Source organism: Clostridium sp. TW13 (assembly GCF_024345225.1).
Taxonomy (GTDB): Bacteria; Bacillota; Clostridia; order Clostridiales; family Clostridiaceae; genus Inconstantimicrobium; species Inconstantimicrobium mannanitabidum.
Genome location: NZ_BROD01000001.1, coordinates 2531539 through 2553276, shown reverse-complemented (window position 1 = coordinate 2553276; position 21738 = coordinate 2531539). Strand labels below are relative to the sequence as shown.

Annotated in this window: 16 protein-coding genes and 1 pseudogene; 16 read left to right on the top strand and 1 reads right to left on the bottom strand. The window is 30.4% G+C overall.

Going from position 1 to position 21738, the window contains the following annotated elements; genetic code table 11:
- Window positions 1–155 precede the first annotated feature (155 nt).
- From OCU47_RS12335 to OCU47_RS12320, 4 genes are all read left to right on the top strand, one after another.
- On the top strand, window positions 156–2378 hold the full coding sequence (locus OCU47_RS12335) for a HelD family protein (RefSeq protein WP_261828900.1): 2223 nt from the start codon (window positions 156–158) through the stop codon (window positions 2376–2378).
- Window positions 2379–2535: 157 nt separating this feature from the next.
- A complete protein-coding gene (locus tag OCU47_RS12330; protein ID WP_261828899.1) occupies window positions 2536–3594 on the top strand; it encodes an SGNH/GDSL hydrolase family protein in 1059 nt (352 codons plus the stop codon).
- A gap of 391 nt (window positions 3595–3985) precedes the next feature.
- Window positions 3986–4222 carry a MerR family transcriptional regulator gene (locus OCU47_RS12325; protein ID WP_261828898.1) on the top strand — a complete coding sequence of 79 codons (237 nt, stop codon included), beginning with the start codon at window positions 3986–3988 and terminating at the stop codon, window positions 4220–4222.
- A gap of 152 nt (window positions 4223–4374) precedes the next feature.
- Window positions 4375–5541 (top strand): iron-containing alcohol dehydrogenase, encoded by a 1167-nt coding sequence (locus tag OCU47_RS12320; protein WP_261828897.1) that lies wholly within the window; start codon window positions 4375–4377, stop codon window positions 5539–5541.
- A 98-nt stretch (window positions 5542–5639) separates the two neighbouring features.
- Here the strand turns inward: OCU47_RS12320 and OCU47_RS12315 are convergent, their stop codons facing one another.
- Window positions 5640–6077, bottom strand: coding sequence for a MerR family transcriptional regulator (locus tag OCU47_RS12315; RefSeq protein ID WP_261828896.1), 438 nt, complete (start codon window positions 6075–6077; stop codon window positions 5640–5642).
- A 315-nt stretch (window positions 6078–6392) separates the two neighbouring features.
- Here OCU47_RS12315 and OCU47_RS12310 point away from each other — a divergent pair, with 315 nt between their 5' ends.
- The 12 genes and pseudogenes from OCU47_RS12310 to OCU47_RS12255 all read left to right on the top strand — a co-directional run bounded on the left by OCU47_RS12310 (window position 6393) and on the right by OCU47_RS12255 (window position 21685).
- Window positions 6393–7556, top strand: a complete 1164-nt coding sequence (locus OCU47_RS12310; protein ID WP_261828895.1) for a MalY/PatB family protein — start codon at window positions 6393–6395, stop codon at window positions 7554–7556.
- 47 nt (window positions 7557–7603) lie between these two features.
- On the top strand, window positions 7604–8800 hold the full coding sequence (fliB, locus tag OCU47_RS12305) for a flagellin lysine-N-methylase (protein ID WP_261828894.1): 1197 nt from the start codon (window positions 7604–7606) through the stop codon (window positions 8798–8800).
- A 237-nt stretch (window positions 8801–9037) separates the two neighbouring features.
- Complete coding sequence (locus OCU47_RS12300) at window positions 9038–11188, top strand: glycosyltransferase family 39 protein (RefSeq protein ID WP_261828893.1); 2151 nt, start codon at window positions 9038–9040, stop codon at window positions 11186–11188.
- A gap of 310 nt (window positions 11189–11498) precedes the next feature.
- Window positions 11499–11888 (top strand): annotated as a pseudogene (locus OCU47_RS12295) (MerR family transcriptional regulator).
- A 169-nt stretch (window positions 11889–12057) separates the two neighbouring features.
- Complete coding sequence (locus OCU47_RS12290) at window positions 12058–12603, top strand: GNAT family N-acetyltransferase (RefSeq protein ID WP_261828892.1); 546 nt, start codon at window positions 12058–12060, stop codon at window positions 12601–12603.
- A 14-nt stretch (window positions 12604–12617) separates the two neighbouring features.
- Window positions 12618–13568, top strand: coding sequence for a DUF2156 domain-containing protein (locus OCU47_RS12285; protein WP_261830628.1), 951 nt, complete (start codon window positions 12618–12620; stop codon window positions 13566–13568).
- 230 nt (window positions 13569–13798) lie between these two features.
- On the top strand, window positions 13799–15304 hold the full coding sequence (gene xylB, locus OCU47_RS12280) for a xylulokinase (RefSeq protein WP_261828891.1): 1506 nt from the start codon (window positions 13799–13801) through the stop codon (window positions 15302–15304).
- 155 nt (window positions 15305–15459) lie between these two features.
- Window positions 15460–16605 (top strand): ROK family transcriptional regulator, encoded by a 1146-nt coding sequence (locus OCU47_RS12275; protein ID WP_261828890.1) that lies wholly within the window; start codon window positions 15460–15462, stop codon window positions 16603–16605.
- Between the two features lie 58 nt (window positions 16606–16663).
- The gene (gene fsa, locus OCU47_RS12270) at window positions 16664–17311 is read left to right on the top strand and encodes a fructose-6-phosphate aldolase (RefSeq protein WP_261828889.1); all 648 of its coding nucleotides are present in this window, start codon (window positions 16664–16666) and stop codon (window positions 17309–17311) included.
- Between the two features lie 69 nt (window positions 17312–17380).
- Window positions 17381–19369 carry a transketolase gene (tkt, locus tag OCU47_RS12265; RefSeq protein WP_261828888.1) on the top strand — a complete coding sequence of 663 codons (1989 nt, stop codon included), beginning with the start codon at window positions 17381–17383 and terminating at the stop codon, window positions 19367–19369.
- Window positions 19370–19488: 119 nt separating this feature from the next.
- On the top strand, window positions 19489–20115 hold the full coding sequence (locus OCU47_RS12260) for a DUF4867 family protein (protein ID WP_261828887.1): 627 nt from the start codon (window positions 19489–19491) through the stop codon (window positions 20113–20115).
- Window positions 20116–20203: 88 nt separating this feature from the next.
- The gene (locus OCU47_RS12255; protein ID WP_261828886.1) at window positions 20204–21685 is read left to right on the top strand and encodes an L-fucose/L-arabinose isomerase family protein; all 1482 of its coding nucleotides are present in this window, start codon (window positions 20204–20206) and stop codon (window positions 21683–21685) included.
- Window positions 21686–21738 lie beyond the last annotated feature (53 nt).

Genomic DNA, 21738 nt, shown 5'->3' with positions numbered 1-21738 from the left:
TATTTAAGCTTTACTTAAATAGGGTTTTGATTTATACTTAAAGTTAGACATAAAATTACTATTTTATATATTACTTCATAATAATTATAGCATATAGAGAGCTTTGATGTCAATAAAAAAATATAAAGTTTTTAAATAATAAGGAGAGTGGTTTTTTGAGTAGTTATGAAAGTGAATTTCAAGAGGAAGTTGTGTATTTAAATAATGCAGTTACCCTTATCAATAGGAACTTAGATCAAGAGTTGAGTTCAATTGTTTCGGCAAAAAAGGAGTTAATAAATGAGCATAGAGATATGTGGGAAAACGCTGTACATTTCACTGATGATATTGATAGAATGGCTGAAATAAAACAAGATTTATCTGTTATTCATGTTAAAAGAGAGGGGTATGAAAAAATAGATGAAAGAATACAAAAATATAATGGCATGCTTAATAAACCTTATTTTGCAAGAGTTGATTTTAAGGAAGAGGGTGAAGAGAGTGCAGAAAAAATATATATAGGGTTTAGTAATCTTTTAGATGAAGATACTTATGAAGTTTATGTTTATGACTGGAGGGCTCCGATAGCTAGTATATTTTATAGATATGAATTAGGAGGTGCAAGGTACAATTCACCTAATGGGGAGATAGGTGGGCAGGTTTTAATTAAAAGGCAGTATGAAATCAAGAATGGGAAACTTGACTATTTTATCGATTCTAATTTAAACATTGCTGATGATGCTCTTAGAGAAGTCCTAGCTAAAAATACTTCTTCCAAGATGAAAACTATTGTAGAAACTATACAGAGAGAACAGGATATTATTATTCGTGATATTGAAAGTGAATTGCTTATTGTTCAAGGTGTAGCTGGAAGTGGAAAGACATCTATTGCATTGCATAGAGTTGCTTTTCTAATGTATCAAGGGTTTTTGACAAAATTATACGCTAACAATATAATGATAATTTCTCCTAATGACTTCTTTGGCAATTATATAAGTGATGTTTTGCCACAACTTGGAGAAGAGAATATTAGAACAGTTACATTTGAATATATATTTAAAGAAATTTTTGAAAACAGTATTAATGCTAAATCTAGAAATGAATTGTTAGAGGATATAATAGGCTGTGAAGATGTTAAAAGAAAAAATATAATGAAATCAAGTATGGAGTTTAAGTCTTCAAAGGAATTTGTCATTATATTAAATAGATTGATATGGTTTTATGAACACAAAATGATAGAAATTTCAGATATTTATTATAATGGAGTATATATTGCTGATAAACATTCCATAAAGGAATTTCTACTAAAGGATACTATAAATATGTCTATTGAAAAGAAATTGGCAATTATAGAAAATAGGATATTTGAAAAAGTTACCCCTATTAGAAAAAAGCGAAGAGAAAAGTTAGAGAAATATATTGTTAATTTTCCAGAGCATCAATTTGAAAGAAGAGCTATAGCAAGATTAATTACAATAAAAGAAACAAACAAATTAAAAGCACAAATTAGACGTTTTACTAAAGTTGATTATAAGAGAATTTATGAGGCATTGTTTAGGAATAAAAATTTATTTTACACATTGGCAAAAGGACTGAAGCTGCCAGAAAATATAGAAGGAATAATTGATAATTTTAACTGCAATTTTGAGAAATCTATATGTTATGAAGATATGTTAGCAATGTTGTATTTGAAGGTACGAATGAGTGGATGTAGCATATTTAAAGAAATCAAGCAAGTTGTTGTGGATGAAGCTCAAGATTATTATCCAATACATTTTCAAATTCTAAAGGAGCTATTTAAAAATTCTAGATTTACTATTTTAGGAGATATAAATCAGTCTATAGAAAAGGAAGCAACCTTATCAATTTATGATGATGTGAAAAATATACTAAACAAAAAAAGAAGTTCTACTGTAATTTTAAATAAAAGCTTTAGATGTTCATATGAAATTAGTAAGTTTAGTAATAAGTTTCTTGATGAAAATATCCAGATAGAAAGTTTTGAAAGGCATGAAGAAGAGCCTAAAATAATAGAGGCATTAAATATTGAAGATTTAGATAATAAGATAATTAATACTATAGAAGTATATAGGAATTTAAACTATGCTTCTATAGCGCTACTATGTAAGAGCATGAAAGAATGCGAAGAAGTTTATAATAGACTTAAAAATAAAATTAATATAAAAATTATTAGTAGAAGTGATGATGATATTAAAGGTATAGTAATAATGCCTATCTACATGTCAAAGGGATTAGAATTTGATTGTGTTATTGTTTATGAGGTAAATTGGAAAAATTATAAAACTGAATTTGATAGAAGATTATTATATATTGCATCTACTAGGGCATTGCATAAACTATCTTTATTTTATACTAAAAAACCTTCTAAGTTTTTATGATTTAGTTGTTATATGAGTATTAATTAAGGGAAAATGGCTTTAATAGTATATGTAGTATTTTGTATACAGTTGCAATATAATATAAATACAAAAATGTAATTAATAATAAAGATGTACTATATTGAAGTACACGGCTTTTTAGGGGGAAGAATATTAAATGAGATTTAAAGCGAAGGAAGATAATGTAAGACTATTAGGAAGAACGAAGTTAGTAGATGATATTAGATACATTAACTATACTTGTTCAGGAATTGAATTTGAATTTACAGGTACAAGTGCAAGTGTTGTGCTATGTTCAAACAGATCAAAGTGGGATGAGCAATTTAAGGCTTGGGTAGCTGTTTTTATAGATGATGAATGCGTTCCTAGCAAACGTTTTGCATTAGAAAGTGATGAGGCAGTTTATAAAATATATGAAACAAGCACACCACGTAAGGTGAAGATAAGATTAATGAAGATGTCTGAAGCAGCTTTTGCTAAGACAGCTATAAAAGAAATAATTATAGAAGGTGCAAATGAGATAACCCCTACAACAGGGAAGAAGCACCGTATTGAGTTTATAGGGGATTCCATAACTTGTGGATATGGTGATGAAGGTGTTTTAGATGTAGATATATTTAACACAACTCAAGAGAATCCGTGGGAAGCTTATGCTGCTAAAACAGCACGTCACTTCAATGCAGATTTTAATTGTGTATCATGGAGTGGTATTGGAATTATTTCAGGGTGGACAGATTCTGGAGATGCAAATACAGATTGGTTAATGCCAATGCTTTATAAATATACTGATGCTGCCATGGATAATGATGCGGGTAAGAAAGAATTTGAGGTTTGGGATAATAGCAAGTTTGAGCCACATTTAATAGTTATTAATTTAGGAACAAACGATACAAGTTATACAAAGGTAAATGAAGAAGAGAGAGTGCCTGAATTTGTAGAAGGATATTATAAATTTTTAGAGCAAGTTAGACTTAATAATCCTAGATCAGAAATAATCTGTGCTTTAGGTGCTATGGGGCAAGAATTATGTCCAGCTATTGAAACTGCTGTTAATAGATTTAAAAAAGATAAGGATGATAGTAGAGTTCATACATTAGTTTTTGATGTTCAATCAGAAAGTGATGGCATAGGTACAGATTCACATCCAAGCTTAAAAACTCAAGACAAGATGTCAAAACGGTTAATTGCTAAAGTTGAAGAAGTAATGGGATGGTAGAAGCTCCAGTTTATTAAGAAAAATAGTGGTAAAAGTGCCATAATCTTATGTAGATTATGGCACTTCTATTTTTGTAAAGCTTAATAGGGTTTCTAGATTAGTACTTATTACTCATATAGAACTATTCCATAATAATGTTGGTGGACAAGTTACAATGATTCGACATTTTTCTACCAACATTTAAGTGGAATACTTCTATATAAGCACCTCTGTTATACATAGGTGCATGCATATTTATCTAAATATTTGTTTTTGTAATCAATAATAGAAAGTACTTATGAATTATAAATTAAATAAAAAATTATGAAATATAAAAGTGCTTGACTTGGAGTTAACTCAAAGTGCTAAGGTATATCTAGAAAAGATTATTGGTGAAAGGAGAAAGTTATATATGAATATCGAAGAAGTAAGCAAAAAATATAATGTAACATTAGATGCATTGGATTCTTATGAGAAGCTCGGTTTAATCCCAAAAGTAAATACAAAGACAGATGAAATCAGAGAGTATACAGAAGAGGATTGTAAATGGATTTGTTTTATAAAAGTTATGATTGATGAAGGAATTTCACCTGAAGTGTTGGGAAGCTTATGTAATCTTGCTTCAATAAAAAGCAGCCTATATATTTAAAAATAATATCAATTTTAATTGACGAAACTTATATCAGAGAAACATTAATTTGATATGGTAAGTGGTATTATTATATAATAAGTGAAAGATAAGCAACAGTTAATATATTTTTGGCAAAATATAAATAAGTTTAAAGGAAGGAAGTTATAACTATGAATGATTTTATTTATGATGTTCCTGTAAAGGTGTACTTTGGTAAAGATCAACTTGGAAACTTAGGCGAAGAATTAAAGAAGTATGGTAAGCGTGTATTACTTACTTATGGTGGGGGTTCAATTAAGAAGATAGGATTATATGATAAGGTTGTAGCTGAAATTAAAAAGGCAGGACTTGAACTGTTTGAACTTTCAGGCATTGAACCTAATCCGCGTGTTACATCTGTTAATAAAGGAGCAGAGATCTGCAAGAAAGAAAAGATAGATGTTTTGCTTGCAGTAGGTGGAGGTTCAACTATAGATGCTACAAAATTTATTGGTGCAGCAACTTTTTATGAGGGAGATGCTTGGGATATTCTTACTGAAAAAGCGCAAGTTACTAACTGTCTTCCTATAGTTACAGTTTTGACATTAGCTGCTACTGGTTCAGAAATGGATCCAGGTGGAGTTATTAGTAATTTAGAGACAAAGGATAAGATTGGGTATATGCATCCATTGATGCTTCCAAAAGTATCTTTCTTAGATCCAACAAATACTTTTACAGTTAGTGAATATCAAACTGCATGTGGTTCAGCAGATATTATGTCTCATATAATTGAAGTATATTTTAATATGAATCAAGATATGTACATGTTAGATTGTGTTGCTGAAGGATTAATGAAAACTGTAATTAAATACACTCCAATTGCAATGAAAGAGCCTGAGAATTATGAAGCTCGTGCAAACTTAATGTGGGCATCATCATGGGCTATTAATGGATTCATTGATGGAGGCAAGAGACAGGCATGGAGCTGTCATCCAATTGAACATGAAGTGTCAGCAATCTATGATATTACTCATGGATTAGGTCTTGCAATACTTACACCACGTTGGATGCAATATACATTAGATGAAACAACAGTGTCTAAATTTTATCAATTTGGATGTAATGTGTTTGGTATTGATAAGGATATGGAACCTATGGCTGTTGCTAAGAAGAGTATTGAGATGCTATCTGATTTCTTCTTCAATACATTAGGTTTAAAGAGTACATTTACAGAAATAGATATTGATGATACAAACTTTAGCATAATGGCAGAGAAAGCATGCAGAGGTAGAGTGCTTCCTGGATTTAAACGACTTAACCAACAAGATATTGAAAACATATTTAAGATGTGCTTATAAAAAATTGTAATATATAATAACTCACTTACTTTTGATGTAAGTGAGTTATTATTTTATACACAAATTTTCATGTAAATGATGTTGTGGGGAGTAAGCTTTTACAATTGTTGTGATTTGGTACAGCTGGATTTAGGTAAATCCTGTGAAATCTTATGGTAATGGATTTTATCTGAGCTCGCTTCAAGGGCATCTTTATAATATTCACATTTATAATTTATGGTATCTAAGGTTGTCTGAAGATTAGCCATTTGCTCTTCAACAAGCTTTTTGCGTTCTACAAACATATCATATCGTTCTTTAAGGGTAGAATCTCCTTCAGCACACCAATCAATGAATGTTTTGATGTCTTTTATTGGCATACCAGTGTTTTTTAAACATTCAATAATATGGAGTGAATTTAAGTCTTCATCACTAAAAGTTCGGATGCCAGAATCATTACGTTTTACAAATGGGATAAGACCTTCTTTATCATAATAACGAAGAGTTGATGTTGTTAGGTTTAATTTTTTAGCTACTTCACCGATTGAATATTCCATAATATATAACCTCCACTAGAACTCTGTTTGAGTTAAAGTTAACTTTAATATTAAAATATCATGCAGAGATTATTTTAGTCAACATAAATTAAAGATTCTGATTAGTTGCATTTTAAATTTGATAAGCTAAATATTAATTTTACAAGAAGATTTTCATGTTTATACTAAAATACTTGACTTCAAGTTAACTTTAGGTGATACAATGAATTTGAAAAATTAGATTTCAAAAAATGATTTAATAGAAAGATAGATTTTTATAATATGCAAACTATAAAAAGATTTGAAAATATAGAATTGTATGAGGAGGAAAGTAAATTGAAGTATGATTTTGATAGCGTAATTAATAGAAGAAATACAAATAGCGTTAAATGGAATATGAATCCAGAACAAGATATTTTACCAATGTGGATAGCTGATATGGATTTTAAGACAGCAGAACCAATTATTAAAGTGTTGGAAAAAAGAGTTCAGCATGGGATTTTTGGATACGCAGAAACTCCAAGAGAATATTTTGAGGCAGAAGTTAACTGGTGGTATAAAAGACATAATTTTAGAATAAAAGAAGAATGGATTGAGCCTACAACAGGTGTTATACCATCACTTTCAGCTGTAGTCCAAGCATTTACGGAGCCTGGGGATAAAGTTCTAATTCAGTCACCTGTATATAACTACTTTAATTCATCTATAATAAATAATAAATGTGAGATAGTGCTAAATGAATTAAAGTATAATGGGGAGTATTATAAAATTGACTTTGATGATTTTGAAAAAAAGGCTTCAGATGAAAAAGTTAAAATTTTCATCTTATGTAACCCTCACAATCCAGTTGGAAGGGTTTGGAGTAAAGATGAACTTGAGCGTTTAGGTGAAATATGTTTAAATTATAATGTGATAGTGTTAGTTGATGAAATTCACAGGGATTTAACGTACAAAGGAAATAAACATATTCCTTTTGCAGCTATAAATGAAAAGTTTTTAATGAATTCTATTACCTGTACAGCACCAAGCAAAACCTTTAATATTGCAGGACTTAAAACATCAAACATAATAGTAGCAAATGAGGAGTACAGAAAAAAAGTAAACAGATCATTAAATGTTAATGAAACAATAGAACCTAATATTTTTGGTATCGAGGCTTTAATTGCTGCCTATAGCGAGGGAGAAGAATGGCTAGATCAATTATTAGTGTATTTAGAAGAAAACCTGAACTTTTTATATTCGTTTATTAATAAAAGGATTCCGAAACTTAAAGTTGTGAAACCTCAGGGTACTTATTTAATTTGGATTGATTGTAGAAGTATTGGAATAAGTTCAAAAGAACTTAGCAAGAAAGTTTTGGAGGAAGGCAACTTGAGAATCAGTGATGGAGGAACATATGGTGAAGCTGGAGAAGGGTTTATTAGAATTAATATAGCATGTCCTAGAACACTATTAAGAGATGGATTAGAAAGGTTGGAAAAAGTTTTAAAGAAGCTTTAGTAGAATCAATATAATTTTTGAAGATATTTCTTATTTGGAGGCGCAAAATGAAAACACTGGAACCGTCATATTATGAGAATTTTGAATGTATAGGAGATAGATGCAAGGATAATTGTTGTACTGGTTGGAGAGTTATAATAGATAAGTCAAGCTATCAAAAATATGAGCAAATGCAAGATGAATTTGGAGATAGATTAAATAGTAATCTTAGAAAAGTTGAAAATAGTGAAAATGATGAGGAATTTGCAGAGTTTATTTTAGATAATAATATGAAATGTCCGTTATTAAATGAAAATAAACTTTGTGACTTATACATAAATAAGGGTTCTGATCATTTATGCCATATATGTACTTCATATCCGAGGATTGTTACCTTATATGGAGAGGTAGCAGAAAGAAATTTATCATTATCATGCCCTAGCGTAGCTCAGTTGCTGGTAGATAAAAATGAAAAGATAGATTTTATAATGAATGATGAAATAAAGTATAATAAAAATGAGACTATCCTAATGGTTAATAAACAATATGATGAATTGTATAATTTAGTGTGGGAAGGAAGAAATCTATCTATAGATTTAGCTCAATTCACTGAAATTCCTATATGGAAGAGATTAATTATTATAAAATTAATAAGTGATAGAATACAAATTAGAATTAATAACGGTGAAATAGGTAATGAAGATATATTTATTGATGAGTTAAAGAACGAATTAATTAGTGAGAGTTTATTAAAAGCATTAGATGATATTGAAAAACCAAATAAAATACTGAAAATTAATTTAGTATTAATGATTTTTGAATTTGGGAAAAATCATGGAATGGGAAATAAGAAACTTACTGCAATAGTTGAAAACATAAAAATGTTATTAGATAAAAGCGAAGATATAGAAAAAACATTAAATTATAAGGAAGAACAATTTGATAAATATTTTAAAATGAGAGAATATATATTGGAAAATTATATAGTGTATAACTTATACAATTTATACATGAAGAGCTTAATAAATAAAAATTTAGATATAGAAATATTTGAATTAATTATAAATTATTCTATAGTTAAACTGTCTCTATTAGCCACTTGGGATAAAAATAATGAGAAGTTAACAGATGATGAAATTGTAGACGTGTTGTATAGTTTATCAAGGGAAATGGAACATAGTGATACTTTTATTCAATCTCTATACGATGATATGAGTAAAAAAGGAGTTAATACTATGGGACATTTAATAACAATGATATATTAATGTATCACATATAAGAAAAAGTCGTAGAGAATAATATAATTTCTACGATTTTTTATGCTTATAAGATAGTTTTTTTGTAGATTTAATTTAATGTTAGATTTATTGAATTATCTATTTACAAAAAGTTCATAATTCTCTTAAGGAAACTTTAAGGTTTGAAAATTACAATTTACCCATGAGATTGCAAGAAAATGTAATTATAAACTTTAATATTAGAATTAGGAGGAGTTATAAATAATGAAAAAATTTAAGTTAACAAGAGAAAGGATTGCATTAACAGCAATTTTGATATTATCTGCAATACTTAATTTTACTAATTTAAATATTGAGGGTTATTCAAATGAGTATTATTCAGCTGGGGTAAAGAGCATGCTAACCAGCTTTAAGAACTTCTTTTTTGTATCCTTTGATCCAACTGGATATGTAACTATAGATAAACCACCTGTAGGATTTTGGATGCAGGCTATTTCTGCTAAGGTATTTGGCTTCAATAGCTGGAGCATTATATTCCCTCAAGCTCTTTCAGGAGTTATTTCAGTTGGTATTTTATATTGTTTAGTAAAAAGATACTTTGGAGCTAAAGCAGGACTTGTTTCAGCTTTATGTATTGCAGTGACTCCAATTTTTGTTGCAGCAAGTAGGAATAACACTATAGATAATCAATTGGTGATGGTGTTATTAATCTCTGCTTACTTTCTATTTAAGTCTCTTGAGAGTAGAAAACTTAGAGACTTGATTTTGAGTTTAGTTTTTGTTGGAATTGGATTCAATGTAAAGATGCTTGAAGCATATTTTATAATTCCAGCTATATATGTAACATACTTTATAGCATCAAAAATTGAAATGAAGAAAAGAATTATTAATCTTACAGTTTGTACTGTGGTACTTATAGCTGTATCATTATCTTGGGCAATTGTTGTGGATTTGATTCCAGCATCAAGCAGACCATATGTAGGGAGTAGTTCAAACAATTCAGAAATACAACTTATAGTAGGTCACAATGGAATAGAAAGATTAAATAATTCAAATAAATCTGGAGGAAAATCAACCCGAGAACAAAGTATGCCTAATTTTGGAGAAATGTCAGGCTCTGATAGAAAAATGAAGAGTTCTAATGGATTTAATAGAGAAGGTTTCAATAATGAAAGAGGTAGCATAACCAATAGAACGCAAGATGACAAATTAGGAAAAATGCCAAGTGGTATGTCAAATAGTATGGGTGGAGGTAAAGCAGGTTTAACGAGATTATTTTCAAATGGATCTTTAGCAGATCAAATCAGCTGGCTTTTACCATTTGCTCTATTTGGATTTGTAGCAGGAATAATAAAAGAAAAATTAAAGAAACCTTATGATAATGGAAGAAAATTATCATTGATTTTTTGGATAACTTATCTTGTACCAGGATCAATTTATTTTAGTTTTACTAAAGGTTTATTTCATCCATATTATCTAACCATGTTATCAGCTCCAATTGCAGCATTAGTTGGTATTGGATTAAAATACATGTGGGATTTTTATAAAGAAAATACATGGAAAGCCTTCCTTTTACCTGCTGCATTTATAGTAGATGGAGTACTACAGCTAATAATACTTTCATATTATTTAAGGACATCAAGTATTACCAAACTATTAATGATGTTGGTTGCAGCATTAAGTTTTATAAGTGCAGGAGTATTAATTATTAATAAGCTTGAAAATAAACAAGATTTATCAAAAGATTTAAACTTTAGAAGAATTTTAGTAAGTTTGGCTATGATTGGTTTGTTGGTTACTCCAACAGTATGGTCAGGAACAACTTTAGTATACAAGATGTCAGGCAGTATGCCATCAGCAGGATTGGAGCTTTCAAGAAATAATCGTTCCAATGCTCAAGGAAGAGGAATTATGGTGGGATTAGCAGGAGAAGTTTCTCCCAATACATCAAAATTGATAAGTTTCTTAGAATTAAATAAAACTAATGAAAAATACCTACTTGTAACAGCATCAGCTTCAGGAAACGCTTCAAGCATAATTCTTAATACAGATGATTCAGTTATGGCTCTTGGTGGATTCATGGGCAGTGATAAGATTATTAATTTAGAGCAATTTAAGAATATGGTTAAGAATGGAGAAGTTAGATATATATTAGTTGATAGTATGGGAACACGTGGTATGAATTCAAGCAAGGAAGATGGAAACAGTGCAATAATGAATTGGGCTAAATCACATGGAAAGCTTGTTGATAAGAGTTTATGGTCAGATACTAAAGGTAAGGAGAATACTGAAAGCAATCAAAATATAAATAGTACTGACAATTCGAATGAAGAACTGAAAGGACAAGGATTTGTGCAAGGTGGAAACATAAGAAATTCTGAACTTTATGATTTGAGTGGAAGTTCAACTGAATAAAAAAATTATATTAGAAGTATTGTAATCATTTTGTTGATTATAGTACTTCTATATTTTATTAAAAACTTGACTTTAGGTGCTAAGGTATTAAACGTACAATATACTAATTTTAAATTAACTTTATTGAGTATACTAAGAACATGAAGTGGTAAGCATTAAATGCAAGTTGAGGGATTATTAAAGGATAGATTGGAAGTATTAAATTATAGGAAAATTACTTGACTTGGAGTTAACTCTAAGTGATAGGGTATATATATGTCAAAGAAATATATAGAAGATTATAGATGATATTTTTGAGGAGGCTTTTTCTATGACTATTACAGAAGTAAGTAAAAAATATGATATATCAGCAGATACTCTTAGATATTATGAACGAATTGGTTTGATTCCACCAGTAAATTGAAATGCAAGTGGTATAAGGGATTATACGGAAGAAGATTGTAATTGGGTTCATTTTATGAAATGTATGCGTGGGGCAGGTCTTTCTATTGAAGCGTTAATAGAGTATGTAACCATGGTAAGACAAGGAAGTTCTACAATTCAAGCTCGAAAAGAACCTTTAGTAGAACAACGTGGTAAGATTGGTGGAAAAATTAAAGAAATGCAAGAAACCTTAGAACGTCTAGATAAAAAAATAGATGGATATGAAGAACGGATGCTAGCAAAAGAAGAGAAATTGAGAAATGAAGATGATGAATAAAACCATAAGTAATATTTCAATCAATTGAATTCTATTAAATTGATTGAAATATTTTATTTGTAAGTATATAATAATACTAATTAAATGAAAAGAATTATTAATGTTATTATATAAGTTAGAAATGTTTTTATTTGCAAGACAACTTGTAATGCACAAAGGAGAATTATGAATGATTAGAAGTAATTTACTAAAAGGACAAAATGTAAAATTAACAGCATTGAGGGAAGAGGATATAGCTAAGTTAGAACAATGGTACAATGATATAGAATTTTTGAGATTTTACGACATGGTTTCAGCAGTTCCTAAGTCAAAGAAGGAGCTTCATGAGATGCTACATGAAATAACGCAAGCTCATGATAAATATATATTTGCAATTAGAAGCAATATTGATGAAACTTTAATTGGCGTAACAGGCTTTGAGAACATATTATGGAATAATGGGACAGCAGTAATTTATATTGGGATAGGAGATAAATCTTTTAGAGGAAAGGGTCTTGGAAAAGAAGCTTTAGCTCTCACAATGCAATTTGGATTTAATGAGTTAAATTTGCACAGAATACAACTAAATGTATTATCCTATAATACTCCTGCTTTAAATTTATACGAAAGTTTAGGGTTTAAAAAAGAAGGAGTATATAGAGAATTTATCCATAGAGACGGTATCAGGTTTGATATGTATCTATACGGAATCTTAAGAAGCGAATGGAGAATGTAAGTATGGAGTGTATTATGTTTGAGCAAAGAAGTGCAGATATTTATAGCAGATCTTATAATATTGATGAAAAAGAGCTCACTTTTAAGCCGTTAACAATGCAAGATAAAGAAATTTTTATTAAGTATTTATCTCAATATAAATTTGTTACTTGTGAATATTCTTTTGCGAATCTTGTTTTATGGAGAAAAGGCTGTGATATTAGATACACTGTTTATAACGATTCATTAATTATCAAGAAAAAAGATTTTGAAGGAAATTATTATTTTATGCAACCATTGGGGTATAACAAAGAAGACTTAAAATGTATTATTGATAAATTACAAGATTATAAGGAAAAGAATAATTTGAAATATCTTTTTAAAGATATTGAAGAACCATTTTTAAATGAACTTAAAGAAATATATAAACAAGAAATTTTAATAGTTGAAGATATAGATAATTTTGATTATATATATACACAAGATTCCTTAGCCAGTCTATCTGGAAAAAAGCTTCATGGAAAGAAAAATCACTATAATTATTTTATTAAAAATTACAGTTATGAAGTAAAAGATATTTCTGAATTCACAGTAAAAGAAGATTGTCTTGAAGCTTTAAAACTTTGGTTACAAGAAAAAGATGAAACAGATGAAAATTTAAATTATGAATCAGAAGGCATAAAAGAAATAATAAATTATATGGATGATCTTAATTTAAAAGGAATGGCAGTATACGTAGAGGGGAAGTTAGCTGCGTTTACTATTGGAGAAAGCACTAACAATGATATGGCTATTATTCATGTTGAAAAAGGATTACCTGATGTAAAAGGCATATATTCCTTTATAAACAAAACCTTTGTAGATAATTATTTTAGTGATTCAAAATATATAAATAGGGAGCAGGATTTAGGGATTGAAGGGTTACGCAAAGCAAAGAAATCCTATAATCCTGTAAAATTAGAAAAAAAGTATTGTGTATATATTTAAATTAGGAGTGTCCATTAATGGGCACTTTTTTTCTTTGTTAAATCATGAAAAAGTTTTCAATTTTCTATTGACGAAGATTGATTTGATGAGTAAAATAAACTTATTAAATGAATTTTAAAAAGTATTTTTTTAATTGAAGTAAAAAGTTTTTTAATAAGATTTAAGACAAGCTTTTGGAGAAGTGAATTAATTTTATAATTAAAAATTCCAAGCTGATAGGGGGATTAATAGTGAGATATTTATTAGGTTTAGACATCGGAACTTCCGGTACAAAAACTGCATTATTTGATGAGAATGGTAATACAATAGAAACTGCTACTTATGGATATGATTTGTTTCAACCACAAATAGGATGGGCAGAACAAAATCCAGAAGATTGGTGGCAAGCTTGTGTGATTGGTATTAAGACCGTTATAGAAAAAAGTGGTGTACAAGCTTCAGATATAAAAGGAATTGGATTAAGTGGACAAATGCATGGCCTTGTCTTATTAGATAAGAATCATGAAGTAATCAGAAATTCTATAATATGGTGTGATCAAAGAACTGAAAAGGAATGTGATTACATAACAGAAACCATAGGAAAAGAAAGACTAATTGCAATTACAGGAAATCCAGCATTAACTGGTTTTACTCTTTCAAAATTATTATGGGTTAGAAATAATGAACCTGAAAACTATAAGAAGATTTATAAAGTACTTCTTCCCAAAGACTATATCAGATATAGATTAACAAATGTATTTGCAACTGAAGTATCAGATGCTAGTGGTATGCAAATGCTAGATATAAACTCTAGAAATTGGAGTGATGAATTACTTAAAGATTTAGGCATCGATAAGAATATATTAGCTGATGTTTACGAATCAGTAGTAGTTAGTGGACACGTTACAAAGGAAGCTGCTGAGCTAACAAAACTTGCTGTGGATACACCTGTAGTAGGTGGAGCTGGAGATCAAGCTGCTGGAGCTATTGGAAATGGTATAGTTAATGAAGGTGTAATCTCAACAGTTATAGGAACTTCTGGAGTTGTATTTGCATCAACTGATACACCTAAGTTTGATAAGGATGGAAGAGTTCATACTTTATGTCATGCTGTACCAGGAAAATGGCACATCATGGGGGTTACTCAAGGAGCAGGATTATCTTTAAACTGGTTCAAGAGAACATTCTGTGCAAAGGAAGTTGAAGATTGTAAGACTTCAGATGTTAATATCTACGACTTATTAACAGAAAAGGCAGCAAAATCTAAGCCGGGTTCAAATGGAGTGGTTTACTTACCATACTTAATGGGAGAAAGAACACCTCATCTTGATCCAAATGTAAAGGGAGCTTTCTTAGGAGTAACACTAATGAATAATCATGATGATTTTGTACGTAGTGTTCTTGAAGGTGTAAGCTTCAGTTTGAAAAATTGTCTTGATATCATAGAAGATATGAAAATTAAGATAGATGATATAAGAATCAGTGGTGGTGGAGCAGAAAGTGAAGTTTGGAGACAAATTCTTTCTGACATATTCCAATATAAATTGACCACAATAAAGGCTTCAGAAGGACCAGCACTTGGTGTTGCTATACTTGCTGGAGTTGGTGCAGGAATCTATGAATCAGTAGAAGATGCTTGCAACAAAATAGTAAAGGGTGGGGATAATGTAGTAAATCCAAATCCAGAATTAAAAGAAGTTTATGAAAAAACTTATGAAGTTTATAATTCAGCATATCCTAGGATTAAAGATATATAAAATTTCCTAAAATTGAAGATGGTTTTGAATACTTGGTTATGCTGATTTATTCAAAACCTCCAATTTATAAGGTACAATATAATAAAATAAATTCTTGGAAAATGTTTATATTAAAATTGTACATTGTAAATTGTTAAAGGAGCAGATAAATTTTTATGAAAATAAATCACAGCAAAATAAAAGAAACAAATAGAAAGAGAATTATAAAGTTATTGCTTGAGGAAAATGAGATTACCAAACTAGATATCTCTAGAGAACTGGACATAAGCATAACAACAGTTTCTACTAATATAAATGAGTTAAAAGAAGAAGCAATAGTAGAAGATGTGAGATCTGTAGAGTCTACTGGAGGTAGAAAAGCAATAGCAATTAGAATAGATGAAAATTGCAGATATTCTATGGGCGTAGCTTTAACACCTAAACACATTAAAATATCCCTAGTAAATTTAAAAAAGAAGATAGTAGAAAGCATGAGGGTTAGACATAACAATGAGGGTATGGAAAATATCATAAACCTTATTAAAGAAAATATAGAACAAATGTTAAAGGAAAAAAATATTAGTACAGATAAGCTATTAGGAATTGGTTTTTCCATTCCTGGTATAGTGGATTCAGATACGGGAGTAATAAAATATTGTTATTTCCTTGGAATAAAAAGCTTTGACTTAAAGCAGCATTTTGAGTATTTGAATACTCCTATATATGTAGATAATGAAGCAAATCTATCAGCTTTTTATGAGTTTTTAGATAAGAAACATGTTCAAGACAATTTGCTATATGTATCAATTACAGATGGCTTAGGTCTCGGTATAGTAATAAACGGTAAGATTTATCGTGGTAATAATAATGCTTCAGGTGAAATGGGACATATGAAAATAGAGATTGATGGTAAGCAGTGTAAATGTGGTTCCAGAGGATGCTTAGAAGGATATGTTTCTAAAAATGCTTTAGTAGAGGGTTATAATGAAGCTGCCAAAATTAAAATTTTAGATATAGATGATTTTGAGCAAAAGTACTTAAGTAAAGATGATTTAGCAATAGGCATATTACATAAATACTTAAAGAATTTAGCCCTTGGAATATCAAATTTAATAATGATTTTAGATCCTAATAGTGTAATTATCGGTGGAGACATTAATGATTTACTTAAAGATAATATGGATGATTTAAGAAAGTTTATTTACAAGGACAATCTTTTCACAAACGAAAGTAATTGTAATATAAAGGTGGCAGATTTTACTGAATCTTATCTATTAGGAGCAGCAATGTTGCCTATAGAAGAATTCCTAGAAATAAAGTAGGACTGGGATTTATAAGATTCTTCAAAATATATAATGTAATTAATAGGAGATGTTAAAAATGAAATTATTTTTAGACACAGCCAACGTTGAACATATTAAAGAGGCAAATGAAATGGGAGTTATTTGTGGTGTTACTACAAACCCATCACTTATTGCTAAAGAAGGCAGAGATTTTAATGAAGTTATAAAGGAAATTACTGATATAGTTGATGGTCCTATAAGTGGAGAAGTTATCAGCGAAGATGCAGCAGGAATGATCAAAGAGGGAAGAAAAATTGCTACTATTCATAAGAATATGATAGTAAAGATTCCAATGACTGTAGAAGGATTAAAGGCAGTTAAAGTTTTATCTAAAGAAGGAATAAAAACAAACGTAACATTAATATTCTCAGCTACACAAGCACTTTTAGCAGCTAATGCTGGAGCTACTTATGTAAGCCCATTCTTAGGAAGAATTGATGATATATCAATGGATGGTATGGAGCTAGTAAGAGTTATAGCTGAAATATTTGAAATTCATGGAATAGATACAGAAATTATTGCAGCTAGCGTAAGAAATCCAATCCATGTTATAGAAGCAGCAAGAGCTGGAGCACACATTGCAACAGTTCCTTATAACTTAGTACAACAAATGGTTAAGCATCCACTAACTGATCAAGGATTAGAAAAATTCAAGAAAGACTGGGAAGCAGCTTTCGCTAAATAGGGTATATCTTAGTAGATAAACCTATAGAAGAATTTATAAGCATATAAACATAAAAAGGTGAGGTAGAAAATGAGTAGAGAATTAGATAAATTATCTATAAATGCAATCAGAGTTTTATCAGCAGATGCTATAGAAAAATCACAATCAGGCCACCCAGGATTACCACTAGGTGCTGCAACTATGGCATTTACGTTATGGACAAAGATGAATCACAATGGAAAGAATCCTAAATGGGATAATAGAGATAGATTTATATTATCAGCAGGACATGGTTCAATGTTAGAGTATTCATTATTACATTTATTTGGATATGGAATTACTGTTGAAGATATAAAGAATTTTAGACAAGTAGGTAGTTTAACACCTGGACATCCTGAATATGGTCACACTAAAGGTGTTGAAATCACAACAGGACCACTTGGACAAGGTATCTGTAATGCTGTAGGTATGGCTATGGCTGAAGCGCATCTTGCAGATAAATTTAACAAACCTAACTATGATGTAGTAGATCATTATACTTACTCAATAGTAGGTGATGGATGTCTAATGGAAGGTATTTCAGGAGAAGCTTCATCTTTAGCAGGTACTTTAGGTCTTGGTAAACTTATAGTTTTATATGATTCAAACAATATTTCAATAGAAGGAAATACTGATATAGCTTTTAGGGAAGATGTAGCTAAGAGATATGAAGCTTATGGATGGCAAGTATTAAAAGTTGCTGATGGAAATGACATAGATGCAATATCAGAAGCTATAGAAGCTGGAAAGAAAGAAACTTCAAAGCCAACTCTTATAATCGTTAAGAACCAAATTGGCTTTGGATGTCCTGCTAAACAAGGAAAAGCTTCAGCTCATGGAGAGCCTCTAGGTGCTGATAATGTTAAGGAATTAAAAGAAAACTTAGGTTGGAAGGTTGAACCTGCTTTCTATGTACCAGATGAAGTATATTCTAACATGGATGAATATGTTGAAGCAGGAGTTAAGAAAGAAGAAGCTTGGGACAAGTTGTTTGATGAATATAAGAAGGAATATCCTGAATTAGCTGAAGAATATTCAAAATGGTTAAGTGGAGAAGTTGATAAGGCAGCTTTAGATAGTGAAGAATTTTGGAGTTTTGATAATAAGTCAATGGCTACAAGACAATCTTCAGGAGAAATAATAAACAGATTAGCTGATATAATACCAAACTTCTTTGGAGGATCTGCAGACCTTGCACCTTCAAATAAAACTCACATGAATAAGAGAGGAGATTTCTCAGCAGAGGATAGAAGTGGATCAAATCTTCACTTTGGAGTAAGAGAACATGCTATGGCAGCTATTGTTAATGGTATCTGTGCTCATGGTGGATTGGTTCCATATTGCTCAACCTTCTTTGTCTTCAGTGATTATATGAAGGGTTCTATGAGATTATCAGCTCTAATGAACTTACCTGTAACTTATGTTTTAACACATGATAGTATAGGTGTTGGAGAAGATGGACCAACTCATCAACCAATAGAACAATTAGCTGCTTTAAGAAGTATGCCAAACATGACAGTATTTAGACCAGCTGATTCAAAGGAAACTGCTGCAGCATGGTATTATGCAGTAACTAATGGAACTACACCAACATCTTTAGTGCTAACAAGACAAAACCTACCTCTATATGCTGAAAGCGGTAGAGAAGCATTAAAGGGTGGATACATTCTTAAGGATTCTAAGAAAGCTCAACCAGATGTAATTCTTATGGCTTCAGGTTCAGAAGTAGAGTTAATCTACAAAGCAGCTGATGAATTAGCTGCTAATGGAGTAGATGCTAGAGTTGTAAGCATGCCATCATTAGATTTATTTGATGCTCAATCATCAGAATATAAAGAAAGTGTATTGCCAAACTCAGTAAGAGCTAGAGTTGCTGTTGAAGCTTTAACTTCTTTTGGATGGCATAAATATGTAGGTCTTGATGGAGAAGTTATTTCTCTAGATACATTTGGAGCGTCAGGAAATGCTAGTGTATTATTTAAGCAATATGGATTTACCGTAGAAAATGTTGTAAACAAGACATTAGCTTTATTAAAGTAATTAAGCCTTAAATGATTAATGATAAGGTGAAAACTTCACCTTATCATTAATTTAAAATATCAAATCAATATTCTATATTAAATAAAATAAAACTAAAATTTAAGAGAGGTGTGCTTATTATGGTTATAAAAAAGGTCACAGATCCAGCTTTCAAAAAGTATGGACAAATTCTTAAAAGCTATGATTGTTCCGAAATTATAGAAACAATGAAGAACTCTACACCATTACCAAGTGATGTTGTGTATGAACCTTCAGTTAAGGTGTTAGAATCTTTAGATATATTTAATGAACTACAAAATAGAGAATATGGTGGATTACCAATACAAATAGGATATTGCAATGGTAATAACTATATGTTAAATGCAGTAGAATATCATCGTTCATCTGAAATAAACATTGCAGTGACTGATCTTATACTACTTATAGGTTCTCAACAAGATATTGAAGACGATTACTCATATGCTACTTCAAATATAGAAGCATTCCTTGTACCAGCAGGAACTGCTATAGAAGTTTATGCAACTACTCTTCACTATGCTCCATGCAATGTAGAAGATACAGGATTTAAGTGTGTAGTTGTTTTACCAAAATATACCAATCTTCCTTTAGAAAAATCAGTGGAGAAAACTGGTGAAGATGCATTATTATTTGCAAGAAACAAATGGTTAATTGGACACAAAGATACTGATTTAGGATCACAAGGAGCCTTTATTGGATTAGTTGGAGAAAATATATCTCTTAAATAATGTTTATATATTTAAATATAAAACAATTAATATATTCAAATATGAGGTGAACAACCTATATAAAATTAAAAAAATGGAGGAATTAATTATGAATAATATACCAGAAGTTAAAATAGGAATTGTTGCTGTAAGCCGTGATTGTTTCCCAATGTCACTATCAGTTAATCGTAGAAAGGCTGTAGTTGAAGCTTACAAAGCAACTGTTGGTGATATTTATGAATGTCCAACTGCTGTAGAAAATGAAAAAGATATGGTAAAAGCTTTAGCTGAAGTTAAAGAAGCAGGAGTAAACGCATTAGTAGTTTACCTAGGAAACTTCGGACCAGAAACTGCTGAAACTCTACTTGCTAAAGAATTTGGTGGCCCAGTTATGTTTGTTGCTGCAGCAGAAGAAGCTGGAGATAAATTATTAGATGATCGTGGAGATGCTTACTGTGGAATGCTTAATGCAAGCTACAACTTAGCTCTTCGTGAAATCAAAGCTTACATCCCAGAATATCCAGTAGGAACACCAGCAGAAGTAGCAGAAATGATTGGAGAATTCATTCCAGTTGCAACTACTTTACTTGGATTAAAAGATTTAAAGATAATTTCTTTTGGACCTCGTCCACAAGATTTCTTAGCTTGTAACGCTCCAATTAAACAATTATATAACCTAGGAGTAGAAATTGAAGAAAATTCAGAACTAGATTTATTTGCAGCATTTAATGAACATGCAAATGATCCAAGAATTCCAGAAGTTATAGCTAGTATGGAAGCAGAACTTGGCGAAGGAAACAAGATGCCAGGAATATTACCAAAGCTTGCTCAATATGAACTTACCTTATTAGATTGGATGGAAGCTCATAAGGGATCAAGAAAGTATGTAGTATTTGCTAACAAATGTTGGCCATCATTCCAAACACAATTTGGATTTGTTCCTTGTTATGTAAATAGTAGATTAACAGCAAGAGGAATTGCAGTATCTTGTGAAGTTGATATATATGGAGCATTAAGTGAATACATTGGAACTTGCATAAGCAAAGATGTAGTTACTTTACTTGATATCAACAATACAGTACCAGCAGATATGTACAATGAAGAAATCAAAGGTAAATTTGACTATACATTAAAAGATACTTTCATGGGCTTTCACTGCGGAAATACAGCAGCATGTAAATTATCTTTCTGTTCAATGAAGAACCAAAAGATTATGGCAAGAGCTTTAGAGCCAAATCAAGAGCCAAACATTACTCGTGGAACATTAGAAGGAGATATAATGCCAGGAAAAATTACTTTCTTCCGTCTTCAAAGTTCTGCAGATGCTAAGTTAAGAGCTTATGTAGCAGAAGGAGAAGTTTTACCTGTAGCTACTCGTTCTTTTGGAGCAATAGGAGTATTTGCAATTCCTGAAATGGGAAGATTCTACCGTCATGTATTAATTGAAAGAAACTATCCTCACCATGGAGCAGTTGCTTTTGGACACTACGGAAAAGCAATCTTCAATCTATTCAGATACTTAGGAGTAGAAGAAGTTGGATTCAACCAACCAAAAGGAATGTTATATAAAACAGAAAATCCATTTGCATAAGAATTTAATGTAAACAGCTAAAAACAAATAGAAAGTTCAAATATTTATTAATA